19 protein-coding genes are annotated in these 23,362 nt (G+C 73.1%); 8 read left to right on the plus strand and 11 right to left on the minus strand.

Annotated features, from left to right (window positions below; genetic code table 11):
- Positions 1-39 precede the first annotated feature (39 nt).
- Positions 40-897: a LysR substrate-binding domain-containing protein gene (locus ARTHRO9V_RS09215; RefSeq protein ID WP_159826756.1), complete on the minus strand. Its 858-nt coding sequence runs from the start codon at positions 895-897 to the stop codon at positions 40-42.
- Positions 898-1,911: 1,014 nt separating this feature from the next.
- Entirely contained in the window at positions 1,912-2,748 is an 837-nt protein-coding gene (locus tag ARTHRO9V_RS09225; protein ID WP_159826758.1) for an alpha/beta fold hydrolase, read from the minus strand.
- Between the two features lie 175 nt (positions 2,749-2,923).
- Here ARTHRO9V_RS09225 and ARTHRO9V_RS09230 point away from each other — a divergent pair, with 175 nt between their 5' ends.
- The 3 genes from ARTHRO9V_RS09230 (at position 2,924) to ARTHRO9V_RS09240 (ending at position 6,316) form a co-directional block, all read left to right on the plus strand.
- Positions 2,924-3,151: a heavy-metal-associated domain-containing protein gene (locus tag ARTHRO9V_RS09230; protein WP_054145925.1), complete on the plus strand. Its 228-nt coding sequence runs from the start codon at positions 2,924-2,926 to the stop codon at positions 3,149-3,151.
- Positions 3,148-5,592: a cation-translocating P-type ATPase gene (locus tag ARTHRO9V_RS09235; RefSeq protein WP_159826759.1), complete on the plus strand. Its 2,445-nt coding sequence runs from the start codon at positions 3,148-3,150 to the stop codon at positions 5,590-5,592. The genes ARTHRO9V_RS09230 and ARTHRO9V_RS09235 overlap by 4 nt, the downstream gene beginning before the upstream one ends.
- 451 nt (positions 5,593-6,043) lie before the next feature.
- A complete protein-coding gene (locus ARTHRO9V_RS09240; RefSeq protein ID WP_043596621.1) occupies positions 6,044-6,316 on the plus strand; it encodes a zinc-ribbon domain-containing protein in 273 nt (90 codons plus the stop codon).
- Positions 6,317-6,433: 117 nt separating this feature from the next.
- Here ARTHRO9V_RS09240 and ARTHRO9V_RS09245 read toward each other — a convergent pair whose 3' ends face one another.
- A complete protein-coding gene (locus ARTHRO9V_RS09245; RefSeq protein WP_156155609.1) occupies positions 6,434-6,670 on the minus strand; it encodes a hypothetical protein in 237 nt (78 codons plus the stop codon).
- A 173-nt stretch (positions 6,671-6,843) separates the two neighbouring features.
- Between ARTHRO9V_RS09245 and ARTHRO9V_RS09250 the strand changes: the two genes are divergently transcribed.
- On the plus strand, positions 6,844-8,184 hold the full coding sequence (locus ARTHRO9V_RS09250; protein ID WP_159826760.1) for an ROK family transcriptional regulator: 1,341 nt from the start codon (positions 6,844-6,846) through the stop codon (positions 8,182-8,184).
- A gap of 200 nt (positions 8,185-8,384) precedes the next feature.
- Here ARTHRO9V_RS09250 and ARTHRO9V_RS09255 read toward each other — a convergent pair whose 3' ends face one another.
- Positions 8,385-10,715 carry an alpha-galactosidase gene (locus ARTHRO9V_RS09255; RefSeq protein WP_236556996.1) on the minus strand — a complete coding sequence of 777 codons (2,331 nt, stop codon included), beginning with the start codon at positions 10,713-10,715 and terminating at the stop codon, positions 8,385-8,387.
- A 118-nt stretch (positions 10,716-10,833) separates the two neighbouring features.
- Positions 10,834-11,358 carry a BLUF domain-containing protein gene (locus tag ARTHRO9V_RS09260; RefSeq protein ID WP_159826761.1) on the minus strand — a complete coding sequence of 175 codons (525 nt, stop codon included), beginning with the start codon at positions 11,356-11,358 and terminating at the stop codon, positions 10,834-10,836.
- Positions 11,359-11,553: 195 nt separating this feature from the next.
- Between ARTHRO9V_RS09260 and ARTHRO9V_RS09265 the strand changes: the two genes are divergently transcribed.
- Positions 11,554-12,012, plus strand: coding sequence for a hypothetical protein (locus tag ARTHRO9V_RS09265; protein ID WP_159826762.1), 459 nt, complete (start codon positions 11,554-11,556; stop codon positions 12,010-12,012).
- Here the strand turns inward: ARTHRO9V_RS09265 and recQ are convergent.
- From recQ to ARTHRO9V_RS09285, 4 genes are all read right to left on the minus strand, one after another.
- Positions 11,973-14,081, minus strand: coding sequence for a DNA helicase RecQ (recQ, locus tag ARTHRO9V_RS09270; RefSeq protein WP_201298929.1), 2,109 nt, complete (start codon positions 14,079-14,081; stop codon positions 11,973-11,975). The two genes, ARTHRO9V_RS09265 and recQ, sit on opposite strands and share 40 nt — an antisense overlap.
- A 31-nt stretch (positions 14,082-14,112) precedes the next feature.
- Positions 14,113-15,108, minus strand: a complete 996-nt coding sequence (locus tag ARTHRO9V_RS09275; protein WP_159826763.1) for a type II CAAX endopeptidase family protein — start codon at positions 15,106-15,108, stop codon at positions 14,113-14,115.
- 145 nt (positions 15,109-15,253) lie between these two features.
- Positions 15,254-17,542, minus strand: coding sequence for a bifunctional UDP-sugar hydrolase/5'-nucleotidase (locus tag ARTHRO9V_RS09280; RefSeq protein WP_159826764.1), 2,289 nt, complete (start codon positions 17,540-17,542; stop codon positions 15,254-15,256).
- A gap of 196 nt (positions 17,543-17,738) precedes the next feature.
- Entirely contained in the window at positions 17,739-18,158 is a 420-nt protein-coding gene (locus tag ARTHRO9V_RS09285; RefSeq protein WP_159826766.1) for a GNAT family acetyltransferase, read from the minus strand.
- Between the two features lie 129 nt (positions 18,159-18,287).
- On the opposite strand from ARTHRO9V_RS09285, the gene ARTHRO9V_RS09290 reads away from it, so the two are divergent.
- Positions 18,288-19,163: a shikimate dehydrogenase gene (locus ARTHRO9V_RS09290; protein ID WP_159826768.1), complete on the plus strand. Its 876-nt coding sequence runs from the start codon at positions 18,288-18,290 to the stop codon at positions 19,161-19,163.
- Between the two features lie 2 nt (positions 19,164-19,165).
- Positions 19,166-20,005 (plus strand): type I 3-dehydroquinate dehydratase, encoded by an 840-nt coding sequence (gene aroD / locus ARTHRO9V_RS09295; protein WP_159826770.1) that lies wholly within the window; start codon positions 19,166-19,168, stop codon positions 20,003-20,005.
- A 298-nt stretch (positions 20,006-20,303) separates the two neighbouring features.
- On the opposite strand, the gene ARTHRO9V_RS09300 is transcribed toward aroD, so the two are convergent.
- Positions 20,304-20,774 carry a DUF805 domain-containing protein gene (locus tag ARTHRO9V_RS09300; protein ID WP_159826772.1) on the minus strand — a complete coding sequence of 157 codons (471 nt, stop codon included), beginning with the start codon at positions 20,772-20,774 and terminating at the stop codon, positions 20,304-20,306.
- 155 nt (positions 20,775-20,929) lie between these two features.
- On the opposite strand from ARTHRO9V_RS09300, the gene ARTHRO9V_RS09305 reads away from it, so the two are divergent.
- A complete protein-coding gene (locus ARTHRO9V_RS09305) occupies positions 20,930-21,184 on the plus strand; it encodes a DUF6458 family protein (RefSeq protein ID WP_043593189.1) in 255 nt (84 codons plus the stop codon).
- Positions 21,185-21,268: 84 nt separating this feature from the next.
- On the opposite strand, the gene phoA is transcribed toward ARTHRO9V_RS09305, so the two are convergent.
- Positions 21,269-23,203, minus strand: a complete 1,935-nt coding sequence (gene phoA / locus ARTHRO9V_RS09310; RefSeq protein WP_236556999.1) for an alkaline phosphatase — start codon at positions 23,201-23,203, stop codon at positions 21,269-21,271.
- Between the last annotated feature and the right edge of the window lie 159 nt (positions 23,204-23,362).

A 23,362-nucleotide genomic window follows, 5' to 3' on the forward strand; every position in this document is an offset into this window, starting at 1 on the left:
GCGCCGGAGTGGCTGACCGGTGCGTCCCGTCGGACCGGGTCAGACGGCGCGGCTGACGCCCCGGCTGGTGATGGCCGACATGAGGGCGTCGACGGGCTCACGGGCGGCACCCGGGTTGGCGACGAGCACGTAGTCGACGTCGCCGAGGGTGGGCAGCGAGAACCGGTCGCTGACCTTGACGAGGTCGGTGGGGATCAGCGAGAACGGGAACACGGCGACCCCCATGCCGGCTCGCACGGCGGCGAGGACGCCGTTGACGTCACGAGTGTTGCAGGTGATCCGCCAGGTGCGGCCGGCGCGCTCGAGGGCGTCGATGGCCATCTGCCGGCTGAGGCTGGGCGCCTGGTACGCGATGAGCGGCACGGGCTGGCCGGGTTCGACGACGAGCTTCTCCTGGCCGATCCAGACCATGGCGTCGCCCGCGACCCGCGTGCCCTCGTCGGACTCGCCCGCGGTCTGCTTCACGAAGATCAGGTCGAGGTGCCCCGCGGCCAGACGACGGCGCAGCGGCGCGGACTGGTTGATGGTGAGCTCGAGGTTGATCTGCGGGTAGAGCTGGCGGAAGTGGCGCAGGATGCGCGGCAGCTGGGTGATGGCGAGGTCGTCGGCGGCCCCGAAGCGAAGGCGGCCCCGCATGGCCGAGCCGCTGAAGTAGCTCTCGGCGGCGGCGTGCGCGGCGAGGATCGTGCGCGCGAAGCCGGCCATGGCGTCGCCGTTGTCGGTCAGTCGGACGTCCCGGGTGTCGCGGGCGACGAGCGTGCGGCCCGCGGCCTTCTCGAGCCGGCCGACCTGCTGGCTGACCGTCGGCTGGCTGATGCCGAGGCGCTGCGCGGCCCGGGTGAAACTGCGCGTCTCGGCCACGACGAGGAACGTCGCGAGCAGCGTGGGGTCGTACACCGCGCCTCCTCCGTCGAAGGGTCTCGGGCCTCGTCATTCACGAAGCCAATGTGATTGATCATCCCCCACCGGGGTCCGAATGACCAGGCCGGCCCTACCGTTGGTGCAGACCGTGAACCGAACCACCAGCGCAGGAACGTGATGTCCGCCCCGCCCCGCACCNTTCAGCAGCGACGCGGCGTCGGGGCTGATGTGCACCGTGGTGCCCTCGAGGACGGCGTTCGAGCCCTCCATCTGGATCGGCTTCAGCGTGCCACCCCAGAGGTTGAAGAGGTAGGCGTCCTCGGCGGCGACGGTGCCGTTGGCGGTGACGGTGCCGTAGAGCTTGCTCTCACCCGGGTCGATGCGGAAGTCGGTCAGTTCGACGACGGTGCCATCGGCCGAGGTCAGCGACAGGCCGGAGCCGTCGTGGTCGATCTCGCCCTGGACGTAAGGTCGCACGTCGCTGTCGGGGCCGTAGTAGTCGACGTTTCCGCCCGTGATCGGGAAGGCGAACGTGCCGTCGGTGAAGGTCGCAGTGCCGACGACGCCGGGGGTCAGGCCGAGCGAGGTGATCGCGTCGACGAAGGACTGGTCGACGGCGACCTGGGTGTCGACGCCGTTGCTGAGGTCGGCGATCGACGCGGCGGGCGTCGACGCGGCCGAGGGCTCGGACGAGGAGGACGACGACGACGTCGAGGAGGTGTCGGTCGCGGTGCCCGAGTTGGACGAGCAGGCGGCGAGCGAGAAGATCAGGGCGCCGGAGGCGGCGATGCCGAAGGCGGCTTTCGTGATGCGCTTGCGAGTGAAGGCGTTCATGGTGAAGCTCCTTGTCAGTTGGTCCCGGTGGGGATGTACAGGGTTCGCCACCGAGGGCGAGAAGGTTTGGATCTCGGTCACTTCGTTACCCGCCCGTGACCTTCACCCCCGAACGAGGGGTGGTCGTGTCCGAGGGGTCGACGCCCGTGCGCAGGAGGCGCGGTGCCGGTCTCGAGGACCGGCGCCGCGCCTCCTGCGGTCGCGTCGAGTTCCGCTCTACTTCTTGAGGAACTCGAGCACGACGCGGTTGAACTCGTCGGCGTCGCTGACGTTCGCGCCGTGCGGTGCGCCGGCGATCACGTGCAGCTCGGACCCGGCGATCGCCGCGTGCGTCCGGGCGCCCGAGCCCTCGTACGGCACGGTCGCGTCGCCGTCACCGTGGATGACCAGCGTCGGCACGGTGACCTTGGTCAGGTCGTCACGGAAGTCGGTGTTCGCGAACGAGGCCATGGCCTCGAGCGCGGCGGCCTTGTCCGCCTGCTTCGCGAGGCGCAGGGCGTCCTGGCGGTCGGCCTCGGACACCTTGAGCACGCCGTCGACCGAGAAGAAGCCGGTCGTGAAGTCGTCGTAGAACGAGTCCTCGTCCTTGGTCAGGCCGGCCGTCATCTCGGCGGCGGCCTCCTTGGTGAGGGGGCCGTCGGGGTTGTCGTCGGTCTTGAGCAGGTACGGGGGCACGGCCGAGGCGAAGACGACGCTGTGCAGGCGCTCGGTGCCGTACTTGCTGAAGTAGCGCGCGACCTCGCCGCCACCCATCGAGAAGCCGACGAGCGTAACGTCGTCGAGGTCGAGCTCGGTGAGGACGGTGTGCAGGTCCTCGGTCAGGTGGTCGTAGTCGTAGCCCGTCTTGGGCTTGTCGCTGCGTCCGAAGCCGCGGCGGTCGTACGTGACGACGCGGTAGCCGGCCTCGACGAACGCGGGGACCTGCTTGCTCCAGGACTCACCCGACAGGGGCCAGCCGTGGATCAGGACGACGGTGCGACCCGTGCCGCCGGTGTCGTCGACGTGCAGGTTCGTGTCCTTGAAGAGGCCGTGGTGTGCGGTGATCTCGGTCATGGTCGGGTGCCTTCTCTCTCCCGCCGTCCTGGCGGGTACCCCTCCGTTAGTAGTCGGCCTCCCTGGGGGCCGGGCCGTCTCGGAGGCATCTCGGAGGTGGGGGACAACCGGCGGGCAGGCCTGGCAGGGATACCCCTAGGGGGTATAAGCTGAGGCCCGATCGAGAGGACAGCGCATGACCGACACCACCATCACCACCCTGCAGGTCGACGGCATGACCTGCGAGCACTGCGTCGCGAGCGTCACCGAAGAGCTCTCCGAGGTCGACGGCGTCGACTCGGTCGAGGTCGACCTCAACCCCGGAGGCGCGTCCACCGTCTCGGTCCAGGCCGACGCCACCGTCGAGCACGACCAGCTGCGCGCCGCCGTCGAAGAGGCCGGCTACCAGCTCTCCGCACGATGACCACCGCCGGAGGCGCGGGTCGGCCGGGCGAGGGCGTCACCGGGAGCACCCTGCCACCCGACGCGGTGCAGCTGGACATCACCGGCATGACCTGCGCCTCCTGCGCCAACCGCATCGAGCGCAAGCTCAACAAGCTCCCCGGCGTCGAGGCCTCGGTGAACTACGCGACCGAGAAGGCGCACGTGCGGGTCGTGGCCGGTGCGGTCGACGACGCACGCGAGGGCGACCCCGGGGTGCCCGACGTCGACGCGCTCATCGCCACGGTGGCCGCCGCGGGGTACGGGGCGACCGTGCCCGCGCCTCCTGCGTCCCCGACCGTGTCGGCCGACGGCTCGTCCGACGCCGCCCCGGACGCCCGGGCCACCGAGGTCGACGCCCTCCGCCGGCGCACCCTCGTCAGCGCCGCCCTCGCCCTGCCCGTCGTGGTGCTCTCGATGGTCCCGGCCCTGCAGTTCACCAACTGGCAGTGGCTCGCGCTGACCCTCGCGGCACCCGTCGCCGTGTGGGGTGCCTGGCCCTTCCACCGTGCCGCCGCCGTCAACCTCCGCCACGGTGCCGCGAGCATGGACACCCTCGTCAGCGTCGGCGTGGTCGCCGCCTTCGCCTGGTCGCTCTGGGCCCTGTTCTTCGGCGACGCCGGCCGGCCGGGCATGCACATGTCGTTCAGCCTGGTCGCCACCCACGGCGGTCCGACCGAGCTCTACCTCGAGGTCGCGTCGGCCGTGACCGTGTTCATCCTGCTCGGCCGCTGGCTCGAGGCCCGCGCCAAGCGCCGCTCGGGCGAGGCCCTGCGCGCCCTGCTCGAACTCGGCGCGAAAGAGGCCACCGTGCTGCGCGACGGTCAGGAGGCGCGGGTCGCCACCGCGGGTCTGGTGCCCGGCGACCTCGTGGTCGTCCGTCCGGGCGAGGCGATCGCCAGCGACGCCCTCGTGCGCGAGGGCACCTCGGCGGTCGACCTGAGCATGCTGACCGGCGAGTCGGTGCCGGTCGAGGTCGGCCCGGGCGACCGCGTCGTCGGAGCGACCCTCAACGTGGGCGGACGCCTGCTCGTCGAGATCACCCGCGTCGGGGCCGACACCGAGCTCGCCCGGCTCGGTCGCCTCGTCGAGGAGGCGCAGAGCGGCAAGGCCGAGGTCCAGCGACTGGCCGACCGGGTCTCGGCCGTGTTCGTGCCGGTCGTGATCGGGCTGGCCGTGCTGACCTTCGTCGGCTGGCTCGCGTTCGGCGGCTTCGTCGAGGGTGCCGGGGGCGGCGGCTTGTTCACGGGGTCGCTGCAGACCGCGTTCACCGCCGCCGTCGCCACCCTGATCATCGCCTGCCCGTGCGCGCTCGGGCTCGCGACGCCCACCGCGCTGCTGGTCGGCACGGGCCGCGGATCGCAGCTCGGCATCGTGATCCGGGGGCCGCAGGTGCTCGAGCGCACCCGCACGGTCGACACGATCGTCCTCGACAAGACCGGGACGGTCACGACCGGGCGGATGAGCGTGCGCGAGGTCGTCCTCGACAAGACCGGGACGGTCACGACCGGGCGGATGAGCGTGCGCGAGGTCGTCCTCGACGACGCCGCGGCCACCGGGGTCGACGACGTCCTGGCCCGGGCCGCCGCCGTGGAGTCCGGGTCGGAGCACCCGGTCGCCCGCGCGGTCGAGGCCGAGGCCGCCCGGCGCGGGGTCGTCGTCCCGGCTGCGGAGCAGTTCACCGCCCACGCCGGGGCCGGCGTGCAGGCCCTCGTCGACGGCACGCTCGTGCTGGTCGGCCGCCCCGGGTGGCTGGCCGACGAGTGGTCGGTCACCGCGCCTCCCGGGCTCGAGACGGCGTTCGCCGCCGCCGAGGCGACCGGTGCGACCCCCGTCGCCGTCGCCTGGGACGGTCGGGTGCGCGGTGTCGTCACGGTCGCGGACACCGTGAAGCCCGGTGCGCGCGAGGCCGTCGAGCGGTTCCGCGGCCTGGGCCTGACGCCCGTGCTGCTGACCGGCGACAACGCGGGCGCGGCACGGCACGTCGCGGCGCAGGTCGGCATCGCCGCGGCGGACGTCGTGGCGCAGGCGACCCCGCAGCAGAAGGTGGAGGCGGTGGCCCGGTTGCAGGCCGAGGGTCGCGTCGTCGCCATGGTCGGCGACGGCGTCAACGACGCGGCCGCCCTCGCCATGGCCGACCTGGGCATCGCCCTCGGGACCGGCACGGACGCGGCCATCGCGGCCGGCGACCTGACCGTCGTCAGTGGCGAGCTCGCCGGGGTGGCCGACGCCATCCGCCTGTCACGGGCCACGCTCGGCACCATCAAGGGCAACCTGTTCTGGGCCTTCGCCTACAACGTCGCGGCGATCCCGGTCGCGATGCTGGGGCTGCTCAACCCCGTGCTGGCCGGCGCGGCGATGGCGGCGTCGTCCGTGTTCGTCGTGACTAACAGCCTGCGCCTGCGGCGGTTCCGCGCCGGGTGAGGCGGGGCGGGCTCCGCGTGCCCGTGTGCCCGCTCGAGTCGCACCGCCGGAACGACCCCCGGGCATGGCGAAGCCCGAGACCGTCCAACCGATCTCGGGCTTCGATGTGCTCTCCGTGAAGAGAACCAGGGACCCAACAGAGATCCCGCTTCATCTGATCGGAAGTGTAATCCCATGACGATCGACGTGCAAACGTCGATCCCACGGGGTGGGTCCCTGGCTCTCTCGCGGTGTTCGCCGGCGCGAACACCGAGAGGAGGGAGCGGATGTCTGACGACGACCGCCGCCCGCCCAGGAAGACCGTGCCGTGGTGGCAGATCGCGACTCTCGTCGTGACCGTCGCCCGGTTCGCAGTCGACCTGGTGCGCAAGGGCTAGGAACAGGGCCCCGGGGTCATCAGGCCCCGGGGCCCGCTCCCGCCGGCTGCCCCGGTCCCGCCTAGGGTGAGCGCATGATCATCTTCGGCACCAAGGGCACGAGCGCCCTGCTCGGCGTCCTCTTCTTCGTCTGCCGGGTCTGCGGCAACGAGGCCGCGCAGCGACTGGTCAAGCACCGTCGGTGGTTCACGCTCTTCTTCATCCCGGTGATCCCGTACTCGACGAAGCACGTCTACACCTGCGCCTACTGCGGCGCGGGCACCGAGCTCGACGCCGAGGCAGCCGGCCGGTTCCAGGCCGACGCCGAGCACGCCGCGGCCTCCCGCGGCGGCCGGTCGCAGGGCTGACCGACCGCTCCCGCGGCGGCCGGTCGCAGGGCTGACCGACCGCTCCCGCGGCGGCCGGCCGCAGGGCTGACCGACCGCTCGGCGGCACGGGACGCCCAGGGAGGCGCGGCCGCGGCGTCAGGGCAGCGCGCGGTACCAGCCGGCCACGCGGGCACGCAGGCCGACGGGGCGGGACCGGCGCCGCGCCTCCTCGGGGGCGTCGGCGACGGCCGGGGCGAAGCCGACGGTCGCGCACGAGGTGCAGACGAGCACGTGGCGGTGCACCGAGAGGGCCGTGCCGTAGAACGGGTTGGGCTCGAGACGGGTCGGCGACGCGCACAGCGTGCAGAGGGGGAGTTCGCGCGTTTCGTCCATGAGGATCACCACGACTCATGTTCGGCCACGAGGGGCCCCGAGGTTGTCCCCCACTTCGGGTGGCGGGGTACGCAGCGACGGGCGTCGGGGGGACCCGACGCGGCGATGGCTCTGCCCGGACGGGGCCCGACGTCGGGACGAGGAGGCGCGGGTCGGCCACCTAGGATCGTCGCGTGACGGACTCCCACGCTCCCGGGCACGCCGCTCCCGCTCACGGTTCCCTCGGCCACGCCGACGGCGGCTGGTCCCCGCTGGCCGGCAGTGCGCAGGCCGTGGTGCTCGACATCCTCGTGCACGGCGCCCGCCCCCGGACCGAGCTCGCGGCCCGGCTCGGCCTGTCGGGCCCGAGCCTCACGCGCATCACCAGACCCCTGCTCGAGAGCGGGCTGCTGGTCGAACGCGCGTCCCTCGCGCCGTCCGGCTCGGGTCGACCGTCGGTTCCACTCGACCTCGACCCGGACGCCCACCACTTCGTCGGCGTCAAGCTGACCCGTGACCGCCTCTTCGTCGTCGTGGCCGACCAGCGGGGCAGGGTGCTGGGCGGGCACGACGACGACCTGCCCGACCCGTCGCCCGCCGCCGTCGTGGCCCAGGTCGCGGCGGTCGTGACCTCGGCCCGCCGCCGGGACGACCGCATCCGTGCGGTCGGCGTCACCGTCGGCGGACAGGTCGTCGACCGTGCCCACGTGCGGCACGCGCCGTTCCTCGGCTGGGACGACGTGCCCCTCGCCGAGCTGCTGACCGCCACGACCGGCCTGCCGACCTGGGTCGAGAACGACGTCCGTGCGCTGACCCAGGCCGAGCTCTGGTTCGGCGAGGGACGCGGGCTGCGCTCGTTCGCCCTCGTCACGATCGGCGCCGGCGTGGGGCTCGGCCTCGTCGCCGCGGGCGAGGTGCTCGGCGGGGCGCACTCCTCGGCGGGAAGCGTCGGACACCAGCGGATCGTGGTGCCCGAGGGCGTGCCCGTGCCCGTGCCGGTGCCGACGCCCGCGCCGGTGCCCGTGCCCGTGCCGGGGCCCGTGCCGTTGCCCGCGCCGGTGCAAGTGCCCGCGCCCGCGCCCGTGCCCGCGTCGGCCGCCGCTGCGGCCCGCGCCGACGTGCCGGCCCCCACCTGCGACCTCGGCCACCACGACTGCGCGAGCGCGTTCCTCACGGTCGCCGCGGTCGAGGCCGCCGCCGCCCGGGCCCTCGGCCGCCTGGTCGCCTACGACGACCTGCTCGTCCTCGCCGCCGACGGACACCAGGAGGCGCGGGTCGTCGTCGACACCGCCGCCGACGTCCTGGGCCAGCTGATCGCGGGCGTGCTGAACGTGCTCGACCCCGAGGTGGTCCTCATGTCGGGCGAGGGCGTGCGGCTCGCGACCGTCGGCGGGGCCGCGGTGGACGCGGCGATCGCACGCGACGCCCACCGGGCGGTCCCACCGCCCCGCCTGCTCGTCCAGGAGTTCCGGTTCGACGAGTGGGCCCGCGGCGCCGCCGCCGTCGCCATCCAGATGCACGCGCTCGGTCGCTGACGCCGCGCGTGCTCGGTCGCCGAGGCCGCGCGTGCTCGGTCGCTGAGGCCGCGAGCGCCCCTCGGGACGCGACCCGCGCCTCCTGCCCGACCCGCGCCTCCTACCCGACCGTTCGCCGATGAACCCCGCATGCGAAGACGAACCCCGATTCATCGGGGTTCATCGTCGTGAACGGGGTTCATCGGGCAGCCGCCCCCGCCTCACCCCGCGGCGGTGACCCGCAGCAGCACGACCCGCTCGGGGAACGACGACGGCGCCTGCAGCCCGGCGACCGCCAGGGCGCGCCCGTCGAGCACGACCCCGGGGTAGGCGCCGGCCTCGTCCACCGTGCCCCACCACGGCGGGGGCGTCAGGCCGTGGTCGGGCGAGCCGACGGTGACGGGGGCGACCCGGTACCGGCGCTCGGGGTCGAGCCCGGGCAGCAGCACGCGGCCGAGCGGTGCGACGTCCGACCGCCCCACGTAGGCGAGGAAGAACAGGGCCTCGCTCGCGTCGGCGGCGACCGAGCCGTAGACCAGCAGGGACGGGTCGGCCTCGTCGACCCGCACGAGGTCGCCCGTGTGCATCAGCTGGCGGTGCTCCTTGTAGAGGGCGATCCACCCGGCGAGGTCGCGGTTCTCGGCGTCGGTGGCCCGGGCGAGGTCCCACTCGATGCCGAGGTGGCCGAACAGGGCGGTGCCCGCCCGGAACGACAGCTCGTGCCAGCGGCCGGTCGAGTGGCTGACGCCCGAGGCGATGTGCGAGCCGAGCAGCTCGGGCGGCAGGAGCTGCATGGTCCAGCGGTTCATCTGCTGCCGGTCGAGCGGGTCGATGCAGTCGCTGACCCAGACGCGGTCGGTGCGCTCGAGCACGCCGAGGTCGACGCGGGCGCCGCCGGACGAGCACGACTCGATCTCGAGACCGGGGAACCTCGCCTTGAGCTCGTCCATCAGCCGGTACGCCGCGAGGGTCTGCTCGTGGACGCCCGCGGCGCCGGTCGGCCAGGTGCCGGCGTCGACGAGGTCGCGGTTGTGGTCCCACTTCAGGTAGGCGATGTCGTACTCGGTGAGGATCGCCGTCATCTGGCCGAGCACGTGCTCGAACGCCCCGGCGATGCCGAGGTTCAGCACCTGCTGGTCGCGCGACCGCGGGGGCAGGCGGTCGCCGGTCTGCAGGATCCACTCGGGGTGTTCGCGGGCGAGGTCGCTGTCCTCGTTGACCATCTCGGGCTCGAACCAGAGGCCGAACTCCATGCCGAGGCCCGTGACGTGGTCGATCAGCGGTGACAGGCCGTCGGGCCAGACGTCGCCGTCGACCACCCAGTCGCCGAGGCCGGCGTGGTCGTCGCGTCGCCCCCGGAACCATCCGTCGTCGAGCACGTACCGCTCGACGCCGAGGGCGGCGGCCCGGTCGGCCAGGTCGCGCAGGCGGGCGAGGTCGTGGTCGAAGTAGACGGCCTCCCAGACGTTGATCGTCATCGGGCGCGGGCGGGTCGGGTGCTGCTCGCGGGAGCGCAACCACCGGTGGAACCGCCGGGCCTGGTCGTCGAGGCCGTCGCCGTACGAGCCGAAGACCCACGGGCTGCGGTACGACTCGCCCACCTCGAGCCGCAGCTCGCCCGGCAGCAGCAACTCGCCGCCGCCCAGGACCTGCGCCCCGGTCGACAGGCGTTCGGCGTAGTGCCGGTGGCCGCCGCTGAACCCGACGTGCAGCCCCCAGACCTCTCCCGAGCCGGCGCCGAAGCCGAACCCGGGCACGCCGACGCTCAGCACGGTCGCGGCGTCCGGGCCGGTGCGGCCCTTGCGTCCCTCGCGTTCGTGCACGCCGACGACGAGCTCGCGGCGCTGGGGCGTGCGCTCCTTGCCCCAGCGGCCCGCGAAGTCGAGGATCTCGCGGGCTCGCGGTGGCACCGGCAGGGCCAGGTGCAGGTCGGTCAGCGTGTACACGTCCGCCGCCGTGCTCGCGGCGCCGGCCGCGGTGCTCGCCGTGTGGTCGTCACCGGGGGTCGACCGACCGCCTCGGCGTCGCCCGGCGCCGTTCGTCAGCTCGGCCCGGGTGCGGACGAGCCCGCTCGCCGTCAGCTCGATCTCGAGCACGACGGCGAGCCCGGCGACGTCGTCGTGCGCCTCGACCGTGACGACGGCGGCACCGGCGTCGACCAGCTCGGGACCCGAGGAGGCGCGGGTCGCCTCCGCCTCGCCCGTCACGTCGAGCGTGTCGACCGTGAACCGCGGCGACCAGTCGGCGCCGTCCGAGCGGTGGCCGCCGACCCCGGGCTTGCCCGACCAGCCCGCGTGGTGCTCCGGCAGGATCGCCAGGCGCACCGGCTCGTCCATCAGGTTGTTGACGTACGGCGGCACCGCCGCGACGGCGAGGGACCGCACGTCCTCGAGCGTCGGCCGGCCGAGGGCGGCGCCCCAGTGCAGGACCGCCGGCAGGCGCGCGTCGGTGACGTCGAGCAGCAGGCTGACGCCGGCGCTGCTCAGGTGGACGAACGCGTCGGGTGCTCGGGACGGCGCGACGACGATGGGCGACGGGGTGGGGTGCGACACGGGTGCTCCAGACGGCGGCAGATACTTTCGTCCGAAAAGTATCTCCGACGCCGAGCGGGGGTCACAACCCCGGCGGGGTCCGACCGCGGGTCAGGAGGCCCCGGTCAGCAGGCCCCGATCAGGAGGCGCGGGGCGAGAACAGCCCGTCGGTCACGTCGGTCGGCTGGTCACGGAACCAGCGCAGCAGGGTGCGGACCTTGTGCGACGACGACGGGGACAGGTTGCTGAAGTCGTCGCGGACGGCGGCACGCGCGACGGAGGCGGAGCCCGTACCGGAGCCGGTGCCGGTGCCGGTGCCGGTGCCGGAGTCGAAGACGTCGGCGTAGCCCGGGAGGACCGTCGCCAGGTCGTCCGTGACGGCCCGGTAGCCCATGGTCCAGGCGGGGAACAGCCGGTCCTCGACGAGTTCGTCGACGATGGTGTGCACGGCCGTGTGCCGGGGGTCGCGCGCGATCACGGCGAGGCGCTCGCGGACCGCCTCCTCGGGCCCCTCGAGCACCTGGATGAAGCGGCCCTCGCGGTGCAGCAGCATGCCGGTGATGCCCAGGCGGGCGTTGTTCGAGCGGCTGGTCATCAGCAGGTTGGCCAGGTCGTCGTCGGTGAAGGGGTACGACGATCGACTGACGTACACGGTGGACAGCACGGGTGGGCCTCCTCGGGCTCAGGGCTGGACCGATTCTGCACGGCGTCCGGCCCCGCCGCACTCCCCACTTCTGGGCGCTGACAGGTCCGACCCCGGCCCCTACGTCCCCGCCGCGTCCCGGCCCCCCGAGCGCCCCGCCGCATCCCCCGACGACAGCCCCGACGACCCGAGAGGACCGCCTTGGACGACGAGACCATGACCACCCGCCCTTCGCGCCTGCCGGTCGTCTTCGGCGTTACCGCGCTGATCTCCACCTACTTCGCCGTCGCCAGCATCGTCGGCGCGGGCACCTCGGTCGGCGTCGGTCTCACCGCGACGGTCGTGGCGACCGGGCTCTACGTGCTGTCGGCGGTCGTCTGGCTCGCGCTCGTCGTCGTGGCGGTCTCGTCGGTCCGCCGGACGCGACGGGGCGCTGCGCTCGACCGGACGAGCATGCGCTTCATCGGGTTGGCACCCCCGGCGGGCGGGGCCGTGCTGCTCGCGGCGGCCTACGTCGCCCGCATGAACGGACAGCCCTTCTTGGGCGGGTTCTCGGCCATGGTGATCACGACGGTCGCGCTGGTCGTCCTGTCGCAGGCGTTCCCGCTGCTCGGCTTCGGCCCGTCGACCCCGGGTCAGCGCCAGTCGTCGGGCGGCGGCGGGGCGTCGTCGTAGGGGTCGTAGGGAGCGTCGGCCGGCACGTCGTAGAGATCGTCGGCCGGCACCTCGGGCACCTCGTCGACGGCGGGCGGCGCGGCACGGCGGGCACCACGAGCGGGGGCGGTCGAGGTCGCCCGGGACGAGCGGGGCGTCGTGCCGGCCGGCGCCGACGCCGTCGTGGACGACCCGACGGCCGCCGCCTCGGCCGGTGCGGTGCCGCCCACGACGGCGAGCACCTGCTGACCGTAGGTGTCGAGTTTCTTCTGGCCGACACCGCTGATGCCCGCGAGCTGATCGAGCGAGGTGGGCCGTTCGGATGCGATGCCCCGCAGGGTGACGTCGCCGAACACCACGTAGGCCGGGACGCCCTGCGCCCGGGCCACGCCGGCACGCCACTCGCGCAGCGTCTCGAACAGGGCGGCGTCGTCACCCGTCAACTCGGCGGCGCCCCGTGAGGAGCCGCGGCCCGACGAACCCGACCCGCTCCGCGCTCGGGCCGAGCGCGCCGGACGTTCGGGCTCGCGCCGCAACCGGACGGTGCGGCCGCCCGAGAGCACCTCGCCCGCCGCGTCGGTGAGCAGCAGGGTGCCGTAGCCGTCGGGCGAGACCGCCAACACCCCCTGGGCGAGCAGCTGCCGGGCGACGCCCCGCCACTCGACGTCGCTCAGCTCGGTGCCGATGCCGAAGGTGGACAGCTGCTCGTGGCGGTTCTGGAGGACCTTGGGGGTCGACTTGCCGACGAGGATGTCGACGATCTGGCCCGCGCCGAACTGCTGGTTGCGCTCTCGCTTCAACCGGACGACCGTCGAGAGGAGCTTCTGGGCGGGCACCGTGCCGTCGAGCGACTCGGGCGGCGAGAGGCAGGTGTCGCAGTTGCCGCAGGCGGTGCTCGCCTGACCGAAGTAGCCGAGCAGCTGCACCCGTCGGCACTCGACCGTCTCGCACAGGGCGAGCATGGCGTCGAGGTGGGCGCCGAGCTTGCGGCGGTGCTCGGCGTCGCCCTCGGACTGGTCGATCATGCGTCGCTGCTGCACGACGTCTTGCAGGCCGTAGGCCAGCCACGCCGTCGAGGGCAGGCCGTCGCGGCCGGCCCGGCCGGTCTCTTGGTAGTAGCCCTCGACCGACTTGGGCAGGTCGAGGTGTGCGACGAAGCGCACGTCGGGCTTGTCGATGCCCATGCCGAAGGCGATGGTGGCGACCATGACGATGCCCTCGTCGCGCAGGAACCGCGCCTGGTTGCGCGCCCGGGTCTGTGCCTCGAGGCCCGCGTGGTAGGGCAGCGCCGGGATGCCCTGCTTGACCAGGAACTCGGCCGTGCTCTCGACCGACTTGCGGGACAGGCAGTACACGATGCCGGCGTCGCCGTCGTGCTCGGCGCGGATGAACCGCAGCAGCTGCTGCTGCGGGCCGTCTTTCGCCTCGATGCGGTACTGGATGTTGGGGCGGTCGAAGTCGGCGACGAAGTGCTTCGCGTCGTCGAGCTCGAGGCGGCGTGAGATCTCGCGGTGGGTGGTCTCGGTGGCCGTCGCCGTCAGGGCGATGCGCGGGACGTCGGGCCAGCGCTCGTGCAACACCGACAGCTCGAGGTAGTCGGGACGGAAGTCGTGCCCCCACTGCGCCACGCAGTGGGCCTCGTCGATGGCGAAGAGCGAGACGTGGCCCCGGTCGAGCAACGACTTCGTGGACTCGAGCTTGAGCCGCTCGGGCGCGAGGTAGAGCATGTCGAGCTCGCCTGCGACGAACGCCTGCTCGACCGCACGACGACGGTCGGGGTCTTGCGTCGAGTTGAGGAACGCCGCCCGGACGCCGACGGCCTCGAGGGCGTCGACCTGGTCTTGCATCAGCGCGATGAGCGGCGAGACGACGATGCCCGTGCCGTCGCGGACGAGGGCGGGCACCTGGTAGCAGAGCGACTTGCCGCCACCCGTGGGCATGAGCACGAGGGCGTCGCCGCCCTGGACCACCTGGTCGATGATCTGCGCCTGCTGGCCACGGAACTCGTCGTAGCCGAACACCCGGTGCAGCACGTCGAGGGCTGCGGTGGGAGCGTCGGGAGCCAGGGCGGGCGAGGCGGTGGTGGTCACGCGTCGAGTCTACGAGCGGCCGCCGACGCGGTCAGTCGACCCGCGCCTCCTGGGGACGGTCGTCGGTCGGACGGGGACCGGGGACGAGGGGTCCGCCGGGCGCGGGAGCGCCGGGCACGAGAGGAGCGCTGCGGACCGTCACGAGCCCGGTGCGTCGGGCCGCCCGCAGCACGAGCCACACGTAGAGCGGCGTCGAGACCAGCGTCACCGCCAGGGCGAGGGGGCTGCCGTCGCTCGACTCGACGCCCGCGAAGGGGGCCGACAACAGGAAGAGCACGGTGTTGTTGAGCACGTGCGCGACGATCGCCGCCTCGAGCCCGCCGGTGCGCCAGGTCAGGTAGGCCGCGGCCACGCCGAACACGGCGACGTCGAGCATGCCCCACGCGTTGTAGTCGTGGCCGAACGCGAACCCGACCGTGGGAAGGACGATCGCTGCGATCGGGTACCTCGACCACGAGCCGATCGTCTGCATGGCGAGCCCGCGGAACGCGTACTCTTCGGCCGTCGCCTGGAGCGGCGTGACCACGAGGATGACGACGACCGCCCAGACGAGGGTGTCGGCCGGCGTGGTGACCGGGCCGGTGCCGATCGGCTCGCCCGACAGCGGGGGCACCACGACGTAGCTGAGCCCCACCGTCAGGGCCATGAACGCGAGGGCGGGCACGAGGCATCGCACGAGCCACCGCCAGCGCAGCCGCCCGGCGACGCTCGAGAGGCTGCCGACCGCGCCGGGACCGACGATCAGCGTGCCCAGCATGATGGCCGGCAGCATGACCGCGATAGAGGCGAGCGTCGTGAAGAGCACGAGCGGGTCGGCGGCGGCCAGGGCGTCGCCCTCGATGCCGCGCTGCAGGCGTTCGGCGGCGGCGGTGCCGCCCACGGCCGTGGTCACCCCGAGGACTGCCACGTAGACCACGACCGACGCGAGCAGGTACGTGACGGCCGCCACGACGGCCGCCAGCAGCGGTTTCCACCACCGGTACGAGGGCAGGGAACGGAACAGGCGGTGGTACGCGAACGTCGTCACCCGACGAGCGTACGGGAGGCGCGGTGCCGGTCGCTCGTGCCGCCGTCGCCTTCGAACCGCCGCGCGATGGTCGCACCACGAAAGGAACGTCGCACCACGGAATTCCGTGGTGCGACGTTCAATCGGTGGTGCGGTGCCGGGGGCGTCAGCCCTCGGTGGGCGTCACCGTCGCGCGGAGGCGACGGCGGCGGGCGACGACCAGCGCCGAGCCGCCGGCCAGCATCAGGGCGAGCCCGGCGAGGGCCGCGAGACCCAGGCCGTCCTGGCCGGTGAAGGCCAGCGAGCCGTCGGCGTTGCGGACCGTGCCGGCGGGCGTGGTGCCTGGACCCGAACCGGGGGTGGTGCCGGGCACGGTGCCGCCGGGGGTCGTGACCGGAGGCGTGGTGCCGGGGTCGGTCGGCGGGACGACCACGGGAGCGGCCGACGCGGCGAAGACGACCGGGACGGACGCCGTCGTGCCGGTGCCGGCGACCGAGAGCACGACCTGACGCGTGACCGGTCCGGCAGCGGGAGCGGTGATGCCCTCGGGGACGACGAAGGTCACCGTGGCACGACCCTGTTCGTCCGAGTTGTCGAGGATGGTCTCGTCGATCGGGGCCGAGGCGAGCTGGACGCCGTCGAGCGTCGCGGTCACGGTGCCCGACGCGTCCGCGGCGGCCTGCTGCAGGACGAGCGACGACAGGGTCATCGACACGGTGTCACCGGCGGCGAACCCGCCGACGGGCGCGGCGGTCAGCCCCGAGACGCCGACCGAACGCGAGGCGAAGTCGGGGTCGGACGGGTCGCCGGCCTGGGCGTCGAAGTACTCGAGCTGGCTCTGCAGGTCGACCTTGCCGCTGTCGGCGTGGGCGCGACCGTTGGCGAAGGCGGTGAACCCGTCGCCACCCGAGGCGAGGAACGAGTTGACGGTCACCTTGTAGATCGTGGCGTCGTCGACGGCCACGCCGTCGAGCGAGACGGCCGCGATGCGCGAGCCCGCCGCCGCGGTGGGGTCGTAGGTGTAGGTCAGACCCTCGGACGTGCCGAGCTTCAGGGTGCTGGTACGGCCGGCGGTCGGCCACTGCTGCTCGAGCACCTGGCGGATCTCGGCACCGGTCATGTCGACCACGACGAGCGTGTTGGCGAAGGGCTGCACGGCCGCGGCGGCCTTGTACGTCACGTCGCCGTCCGGCGCCACGAAGGGCAGGTCGTCCCGCAGGCCGCCCGGGTTCATGAAGGCGAGCTGGGCACCGCTCGCCGTCGTCGACGACAGCTGGATGTCGGCGACGAAGTTGCCGAGCGTCGACTCACCGGCCCGGTTCGAGACGGGGAGGCCGTTGGCGTCCGGGTTGGCGTTGTAGGCCCGGTTGAAGGAGTCGCTGATCGAACCGATGACCTCGGCCCCCCGCTCGGCGGCGACGTCGACGGCCGAGGCGACGATGGCCTGGACGGTGGGGTCGGGCGTGAAGGCACCGTAGAGCGGCACCAGACGGTGCGAGGCGATGGTCACGCGGTCACGGAAGGCGGTGGCGGCGGGGTCGACCGTCATGGTCACCCGGGCGAGGTTCGTCCCGTAGCTGCCCGTCTGCACGACGGCACGCTGCGGGCCGCCGTCGGACGGCGAGACGAGGTAGTCGTAGCCCTGGTGGGTGTGTCCCGAGAAGATGGCCGACACGTCGCCCGAGACGCCGCGGGCGATCTCGCCGAACGCGTTGTCGCCGGTGACGGAGTCGAGGCTGCCGGTCTCGGCGCCCTCGTGCAGCAGCAGGACGATGGCGTCGGCCGCGTCGGCCGCGACGATGTCGTCCGCGACGGCGTTGACCGACTCGACGACGGGGGCGAAGGTCAGCCCCTCGATGCCGGCCGGGCTGACGAGCGTCGGCATGGTCTCGGTCAGCGCGCCGATGAACGCGACGCGGACGCCGCCGATCTCCTCGACGACGTAGGGGTCGTAGGCGGGCGTCCCGTCGCTCCGGAGGATGTTCGCGTTCACGTAGGGGAACTCGCTGTTCGCCCGGACACGGCCGTTGAAGTCGTCCTGGCCCTTGTCGAACTCGTGGTTGCCCGGCGTGCTGACGTCGAGGCCCATGGCGTTCAGGGCGTCGAGGGTCGGCTCGTCGTCCTGGATGAACGAGGTGAACGTCGAGGCGCCGATGTTGTCGCCCGCCGAGACGAAGAGCGTGTTGGGGTTCTGCGCCTCGACCGACTTGACGGCGCCGGCGAGGACGGCCGCGCCGGCGATGGAGGCGCGAGCACCGGGGGCGTCGGCCTCGAGTCGACCGTGGAAGTCGTTGATGCCGACGAGGTCGATCGTGACCGGGACGGCCTGGGCCGGTGCCGCGGCGACCAGGCCGAGCAGCAGGGTGCCGGTGGCGACGGACGCGAGGGCCGCACCGCGGACTCGCCGCCGGCCTCCCGTCGGGACGGACTCGGATGACGGGGGGCTGATGCGCATGGGCGTCGGTGCTCCTGGAGAAGACGGTTCGGGCGGGACGGCACCCCCCGACAGGGGGCACACCACACGACCCTAAGTTCTCGCTGGGTGCCCGACAATAGTCCGCCGAAGATCGTCACATGTTGTTCATCCGACGCCGCGAGGCCGAGCGACGGGCTCGCCGACGGGCGCCACCGGAGCCTCCGGACACCGCGCCTCAGTCGGCGATCAACCGCTTGCCCATGCCGAACGCGTCGTCGACCGAGTACCCCAGGTGCTCGTAGAACGCCCGTACCCGCTCGTTGCCGGTGCGCACCTGGAAATTGGCCTTCGGGCATCCCAGCGCCTCGAGCGACCGCTCGACCTCGGCCATGAGCTGCCGGCCGAACCCCTCCCCCTGGCGATCGGGCTCGACCGCGACGTAGTAGACCCAGCCCCGATGGCCGTCGTACCCGGCCATCGCGGTCGCGACCAGCGCCTCCTCGGCGTCGACGCCGACCAGGAACAGCTCGCGCTGGACGGTCAGCTTGCGTTCGATGTCGCGTCGCGGGTCGTTCCACGGGCGGGTCAGCCCGCAGCGCTCCCAGAGCGCCACGACGGTCTCGGTGTCGGCCTCGTCGAAGGGTCGGATCTGCATGCACCGACCCTGCCAGACCCGACGGGACGAGGAGGCGCGGTGCCGGTCGCCACCACCCCGCACCCCCTCAGGGCCCTCGCGTTAGGGTGGGTCGTCGTCCGAGCCGCGGGCGCAGGGAGGGGCCCACCCGTGACCGATGCTCGCCGACGTCTCGCCGTCCTGGGGTCGCCGATCGAGCACTCGCTGTCACCGGTGCTGCACCGCACGGCGTACGAGCACCTCGGCCTGCCCTTCGACTACGACCGGGTCGAGGTCGCCTCGGGCGGGCTCGCCGACTTCGTCGGGGGCCTCGACGCGAGCTGGCGCGGCCTGAGCCTGACGATGCCGCTCAAGCGCGAGGTGCTGCCCCTGCTCGACACCGTCTCGCCGCTCGCCCGACGTCTCGGGGTCGCCAACACCGTCGTCATCGACGACGACGGTCGCCGCCACGGGCACAACACCGACGTCGACGGCATCGTCCGCAGCGTCGAGGGCTTCCACGACGCCCGGCCCGCCGCGGCCACCATCCTCGGCGGGGGCGCGACCGCCCTGTCCGCGATGGCCGCCGCGTGGGATCTCGGCGCCCGGTCGTTCTCGATCCACCTGCGCAACCCCATGCGCGCCGGCGAGCTGACGTCCCTGGCCGCCGAGCTGGGCGCCGACGTCATGGTCGCCCCGCTCACCGAGCTGCCCTCGCTCGGCCCGTTGGACTTCGTCATCAGCACCTTGCCCGGAGGCGCGGCGGACGACCTCCACCTGCGTCCGGCCGGTGGCTCGTCGGTCCTCTTCGACGTCGCCTACGAGCCCTGGCCGACGCGCCTCGCATCGCGCTGGTCGGCCGACGGGGGCATCGTCTTCAACGGCCTCGACATGCTCGTCGAGCAGGCGCTCGGCCAGGTGAGGCTCTTCTCCGGGCGGGCACAGGACGAGCCGGTCCCCGACGAGGGCGTCCTGCGCGACGCGATGCGCGCCTCCGTGGGCTCGCCGATCCGCGACCGGTCGACCACCGACAGCGTGGCGCGCTGACGATGGCGACCCCACTGCCGGTCTCGATCGGTCGGGTCGCGCTCGGCACCGGGCGTCCCGCGGTCTGCGTCCCGCTCGTTGCCCGGACCCTCGACACGCTGGTCGACGCCGCCTCGGCGCTCGACACCGACACGGCCGAACTGGTCGAGCTGCGCATCGACTTCGTCGACGCCGCGTTCGCCGCGGCACCGGACCCCGACGGGCCCGTGCGCACGGGCACCGAGGCGACGGGAGCCGCCGACCTCGACCTCGTGGCTGACGTCGTCCGTCGGGTGCGTGGCGCGCTCGACGCCGAGCTGCCCCTGCTGTTCACCCTGCGGACCGAGCCCGAGGGAGGCGAGCACGACGTCGCCCCCGCGACCTACGACGCCGTGCTGCGCTCGGCGATGGCCACCGGGCTGCTCGACGCCGTGGACGTCGAGATGTACACCGACCCCGACCTGCTCGGCGGGCTCGTCGACGCGGCGCACGACGCCGGGCTCGTCGTGGTGATGTCGTCGCACGACTTCAGCGGCACCCCCACGCAGGGCGAGATCGTGTCACGCCTGCTCGAACAACAAGAGAACGGTGCCGACGTGGCGAAGTTCGCCGCCATGCCGTCCGGCACGGACGACGTGCTGACCCTGATGCGGGCCACGGCCGAGTTCCGGGCGGGTGCCGGCATCGTGCCCGCGATCACCATGTCGATGGGGCCGCTCGGCGTCGTGTCCCGGCTCTCGGGCGAGACGTTCGGCTCGTGCGTCACGTTCGGATCGGCGGGGGCGACGAGCGCGCCCGGACAGGTCCCGGCGGCGGGGCTGCGGGCGGCGCTCGAGCTGGTGCACGAGGCGCAGCAGGGCTGACGGCGTCGCCTCGGCGTCGGACCGGCTTCGTCCGGGGCCTCGGGCGTCAGGGCTCCGGAGGCCCGACGCACGCAGAGTCCACCACCGGGAAACGAGCGACGGACGTCGCTCAACGGGACCACCACGGCGGTCGGGCCCACCGGAGTGCGAACAGGTTAGCGGTCGGTGGTCCGACCCCGTAACCCCCTTGCGCCCACGAGTGCCACGTGGTCCACGACGAGGACCGGCAATGGACCGGGGCTCTCGACGACGCCGTCGCCGCCGTGTCCCGGCGGGACTCCGGCGCCGTCCGGCCGGGTCAGGCCGGGCCCGGGTACTGCCGCTCGCCACCCGAGTCGAACCGCTCGCCCGAGGCGCGCGAGGGCAGCAGCGACATGACGAGCAGGGTCAGCCACCCGAAGACCGGCAGCAGGTAGAAGAGCACGTACCAGGCGGTGAAGCCCCCGTCGTGCAGGCGTCGCGACTGCAGCGCCAGGGTCGGCAGGAAGCTGACGGCGGCCCAGAGGATCAGCACGACGCCCTGGTGGTCGATGTACCCCAAGTCGGTGCTGTCGCCTCCGGCCCAGATCGACGTGCCACCGGTCCCGGTCGCCCACGCCTGCAACGCCCCCTGGAACGCGAACGCGATGACGAACCACCACCAGTACTCGCTGCGGCTCGCCCTCCCGTGGAACGTGGCGTACTTGCGCCAGAACCGGACGACCGCGACCTTCGGCGAGGCGCGGTGGTACGGCTGGTCGAGCGGCACGGGGCCTGCGGGTCCGGTCATGGGATCTCCTGCGGTGGGGTGGCGGGCAGGACCATCCTCGCAGCGCCTCCGCCGCGTCGTGGCCGATCGGGGCGGCCCGTCGGTACTGTGGGGCCCGCCGACCCTCGCGTCGGCGCCGTCGCCCATCCGGGGCGGCGCCAGACGAAGGAGACCCCATGAGCATCGGCGGCGGAATCGCCTTGATCGTGATCGGCGCGGTCCTCGCGTTCGCTCTCGACTTCCAGGTCGCGGGCATCGACATCAAACTGATCGGCTACATCCTCATCGCGGCCGGCGTGGTCGTGACCATCATCGGCATCGCCTTCGCGTCGCGCCGCCGCTCGACGGTCTCCACGACCCGCAGCGCGGTCGACCCGGCCACGGGCGAGCGCGTCGAGCGTCGCTCGACCGACAGCGACCCGCTGGTCTGACCCGAGGGTCCGACGCGACCCGAGAACGCAGGAGGCGCGGTGCCGGCTGGCACCGCGCCTCCTGTGTGTCGGGGCGGGGAACGCCTAGAGCTGCACGCCGTCCTGCACGGACGCCGCGCGGTGGCGACGACGCAGCACGAGGGCGGCACCGGTACCGGCCAGCATCAGCGCGAGCAGCAGGGCGGGCAGGGCGTCGGAGCCGGTGAACGCGAGGGGGCCGCTTCCGTTGCCGGCCGTCCCCGCGCCTCCTGCGCTCGAGCCGTCACCGGGGACCGCCGCGGGCGGGGTCGTCGGAGCCGGGGTGACGGCGCCTTCGACGACGGCGACGGTCGTCGCCAGCGTCGTGCCGCTCTGCGTGCCGGTCAGCGTGATCGTGTAGCTGCCGGGCTCGGTGGGGGCGGTGACGGTGTAGGTCGCGACGCCGTCGATCACGTCGGCGATGCCGAGGTCGGTCACCGTGCCGTCGACGTCGAGCGTGCCCGTGACCTGGCGGTCGCCGGCGAGGCCGGCGGTGCTGACCGCGAACTCGGCGCCGGGGGCGACCTCGGTCGGAGCCGAGATCGTCGCGTCGGTGCTGAGGCCGTCGAGGTCGCGGTCGAGCTGCAGGGCGTTCACGATGGTGAAGAAGTTGTCGGTCTGGTCGATCAGGCCGACGACGTTCGCGGCACCGGGGCCGTAACCCGCGACGCGCAACTGCGTGCCGGTGTGCTGCTGCGACCCGCCCGCCGCGGCGGTGCCGTAGGCGATCTTCATCGTGGTGCCGTCGACCGTCGTCAGCGCGGTGCTGAGCGTGGCGGGCGGCGTCGAGTCGACGATCTGGCTGGTGTGCGCGTGGTCCGCCGTGACGATGACCATCGTGTTGCCGTCGGCCTTCGCGAAGGCGAGGGCGGACTGGACGGCCTCGTCGAGGTCGAGCACCTCACCGATCTGACCGCAGGCGTCGGCGCTGTGGTCGCGCTTGTCGATCGAGGCACCCTCGACCTGCAGGAAGAAGCCCTGGTCACCGGTGTCGAGCAGGTCGATCGACTTCTCGGTCAGCGACTGCAGCGAGAGGCCGGTGGACAGGCGGGCCGGGTTCGGCTGGCAGGTCTGCGGGGCCAGGTCGGCCCCGCCGACGGTCGCCGTGGTGGCGGCGTACCGGGTCGGGAAGTTGCCGTCGGTGAAGGTGCCGAGCACGGGCTGCGCCTGGTCGGCGGTCGTCAGGGCGTCGAGGCCGGCCGCATCGCGCACGACCTGGTAGCCACGGTCCTGCGCCTGGGCGAACAGGGTGTCGCCCTGCCACTGACCGGCACGGGCGGACTGGCCGAACGAGGTCGCGCCTCCGCCGAGGGTCAGGTCGGCACGGGTGCCGATGATCTGCTCGCTGATCGAGCCGAGGCCGCCCTGGTCGAGCGCGTCGGCGCCGCACTGGGTGACGCTGTCGGGGCCGTAGCAGCTGCGGGCGGCGACGTGCGCGGCCTGCACGGCCGGGGTGGCGTCCTGCAGCTCGGCGGTCGAGACGTTGCCGGTCTTCTTGCCGTTGGCCTTGGCGATCTCGAGCAGGGTGTCCTGCGGGACGCCGTCGACGTCGACCGAGATGGCGTTGTCGTAGGTCTTCGTGCCGGTGGCCCAGGCGGAGCCGGTCGCGGCGGAGTCCGGCACGTAGTCGGGCTTGCCCTTGTTCGCGCCGTCCCGGTAGACCGAGTACGTCGTGTACTGGCCGGTCAGGGGCAGGGCGTCGATGCCGGGCAGCGTTCCGCCCGCGCCGTAGGCGTAGTTGCGCGCCGACGTGATCTCGCTGTCGCCCATGCCGTCGCCGATCAGCAGGATGACGTTCTTGGCGGGGCCGGCCTCCACCGAGTCGAGCAGCAGCTGCGTGCTGTCGTCGATGCTGCGGGCGGCACCACCGTTCTGGGCGACGTTCGCGGGGGTGGCCGCGAAGGCGGCGACGGGGCTGAGGGCGAGGGCGGCGGCGGCGGCCGTCGCGACGACCCCCGTCGTCAGGGCCGCACGCCGGCGGTTCGGGGTGTTCTTCGACACGGTTCTGCTCCTGTGATCGTGATCGTGATCCGGTCGCCACGCGACGGAGTCGCCGCGGGGCGGGGACCAGCAGACTCCTGCCGGGTGGCCGCCACGTGAACGAGGCCGTGCGCGCGGGTGAACACCCTCGGACGGGGGTCGTCCGCTCGGCTGGCACGC

Origin of the sequence: Frigoribacterium sp. 9N, from assembly GCF_902506305.1 — a bacterium.
In the GTDB taxonomy this organism is placed as follows: Bacteria; Actinomycetota; Actinomycetes; order Actinomycetales; family Microbacteriaceae; genus Frigoribacterium.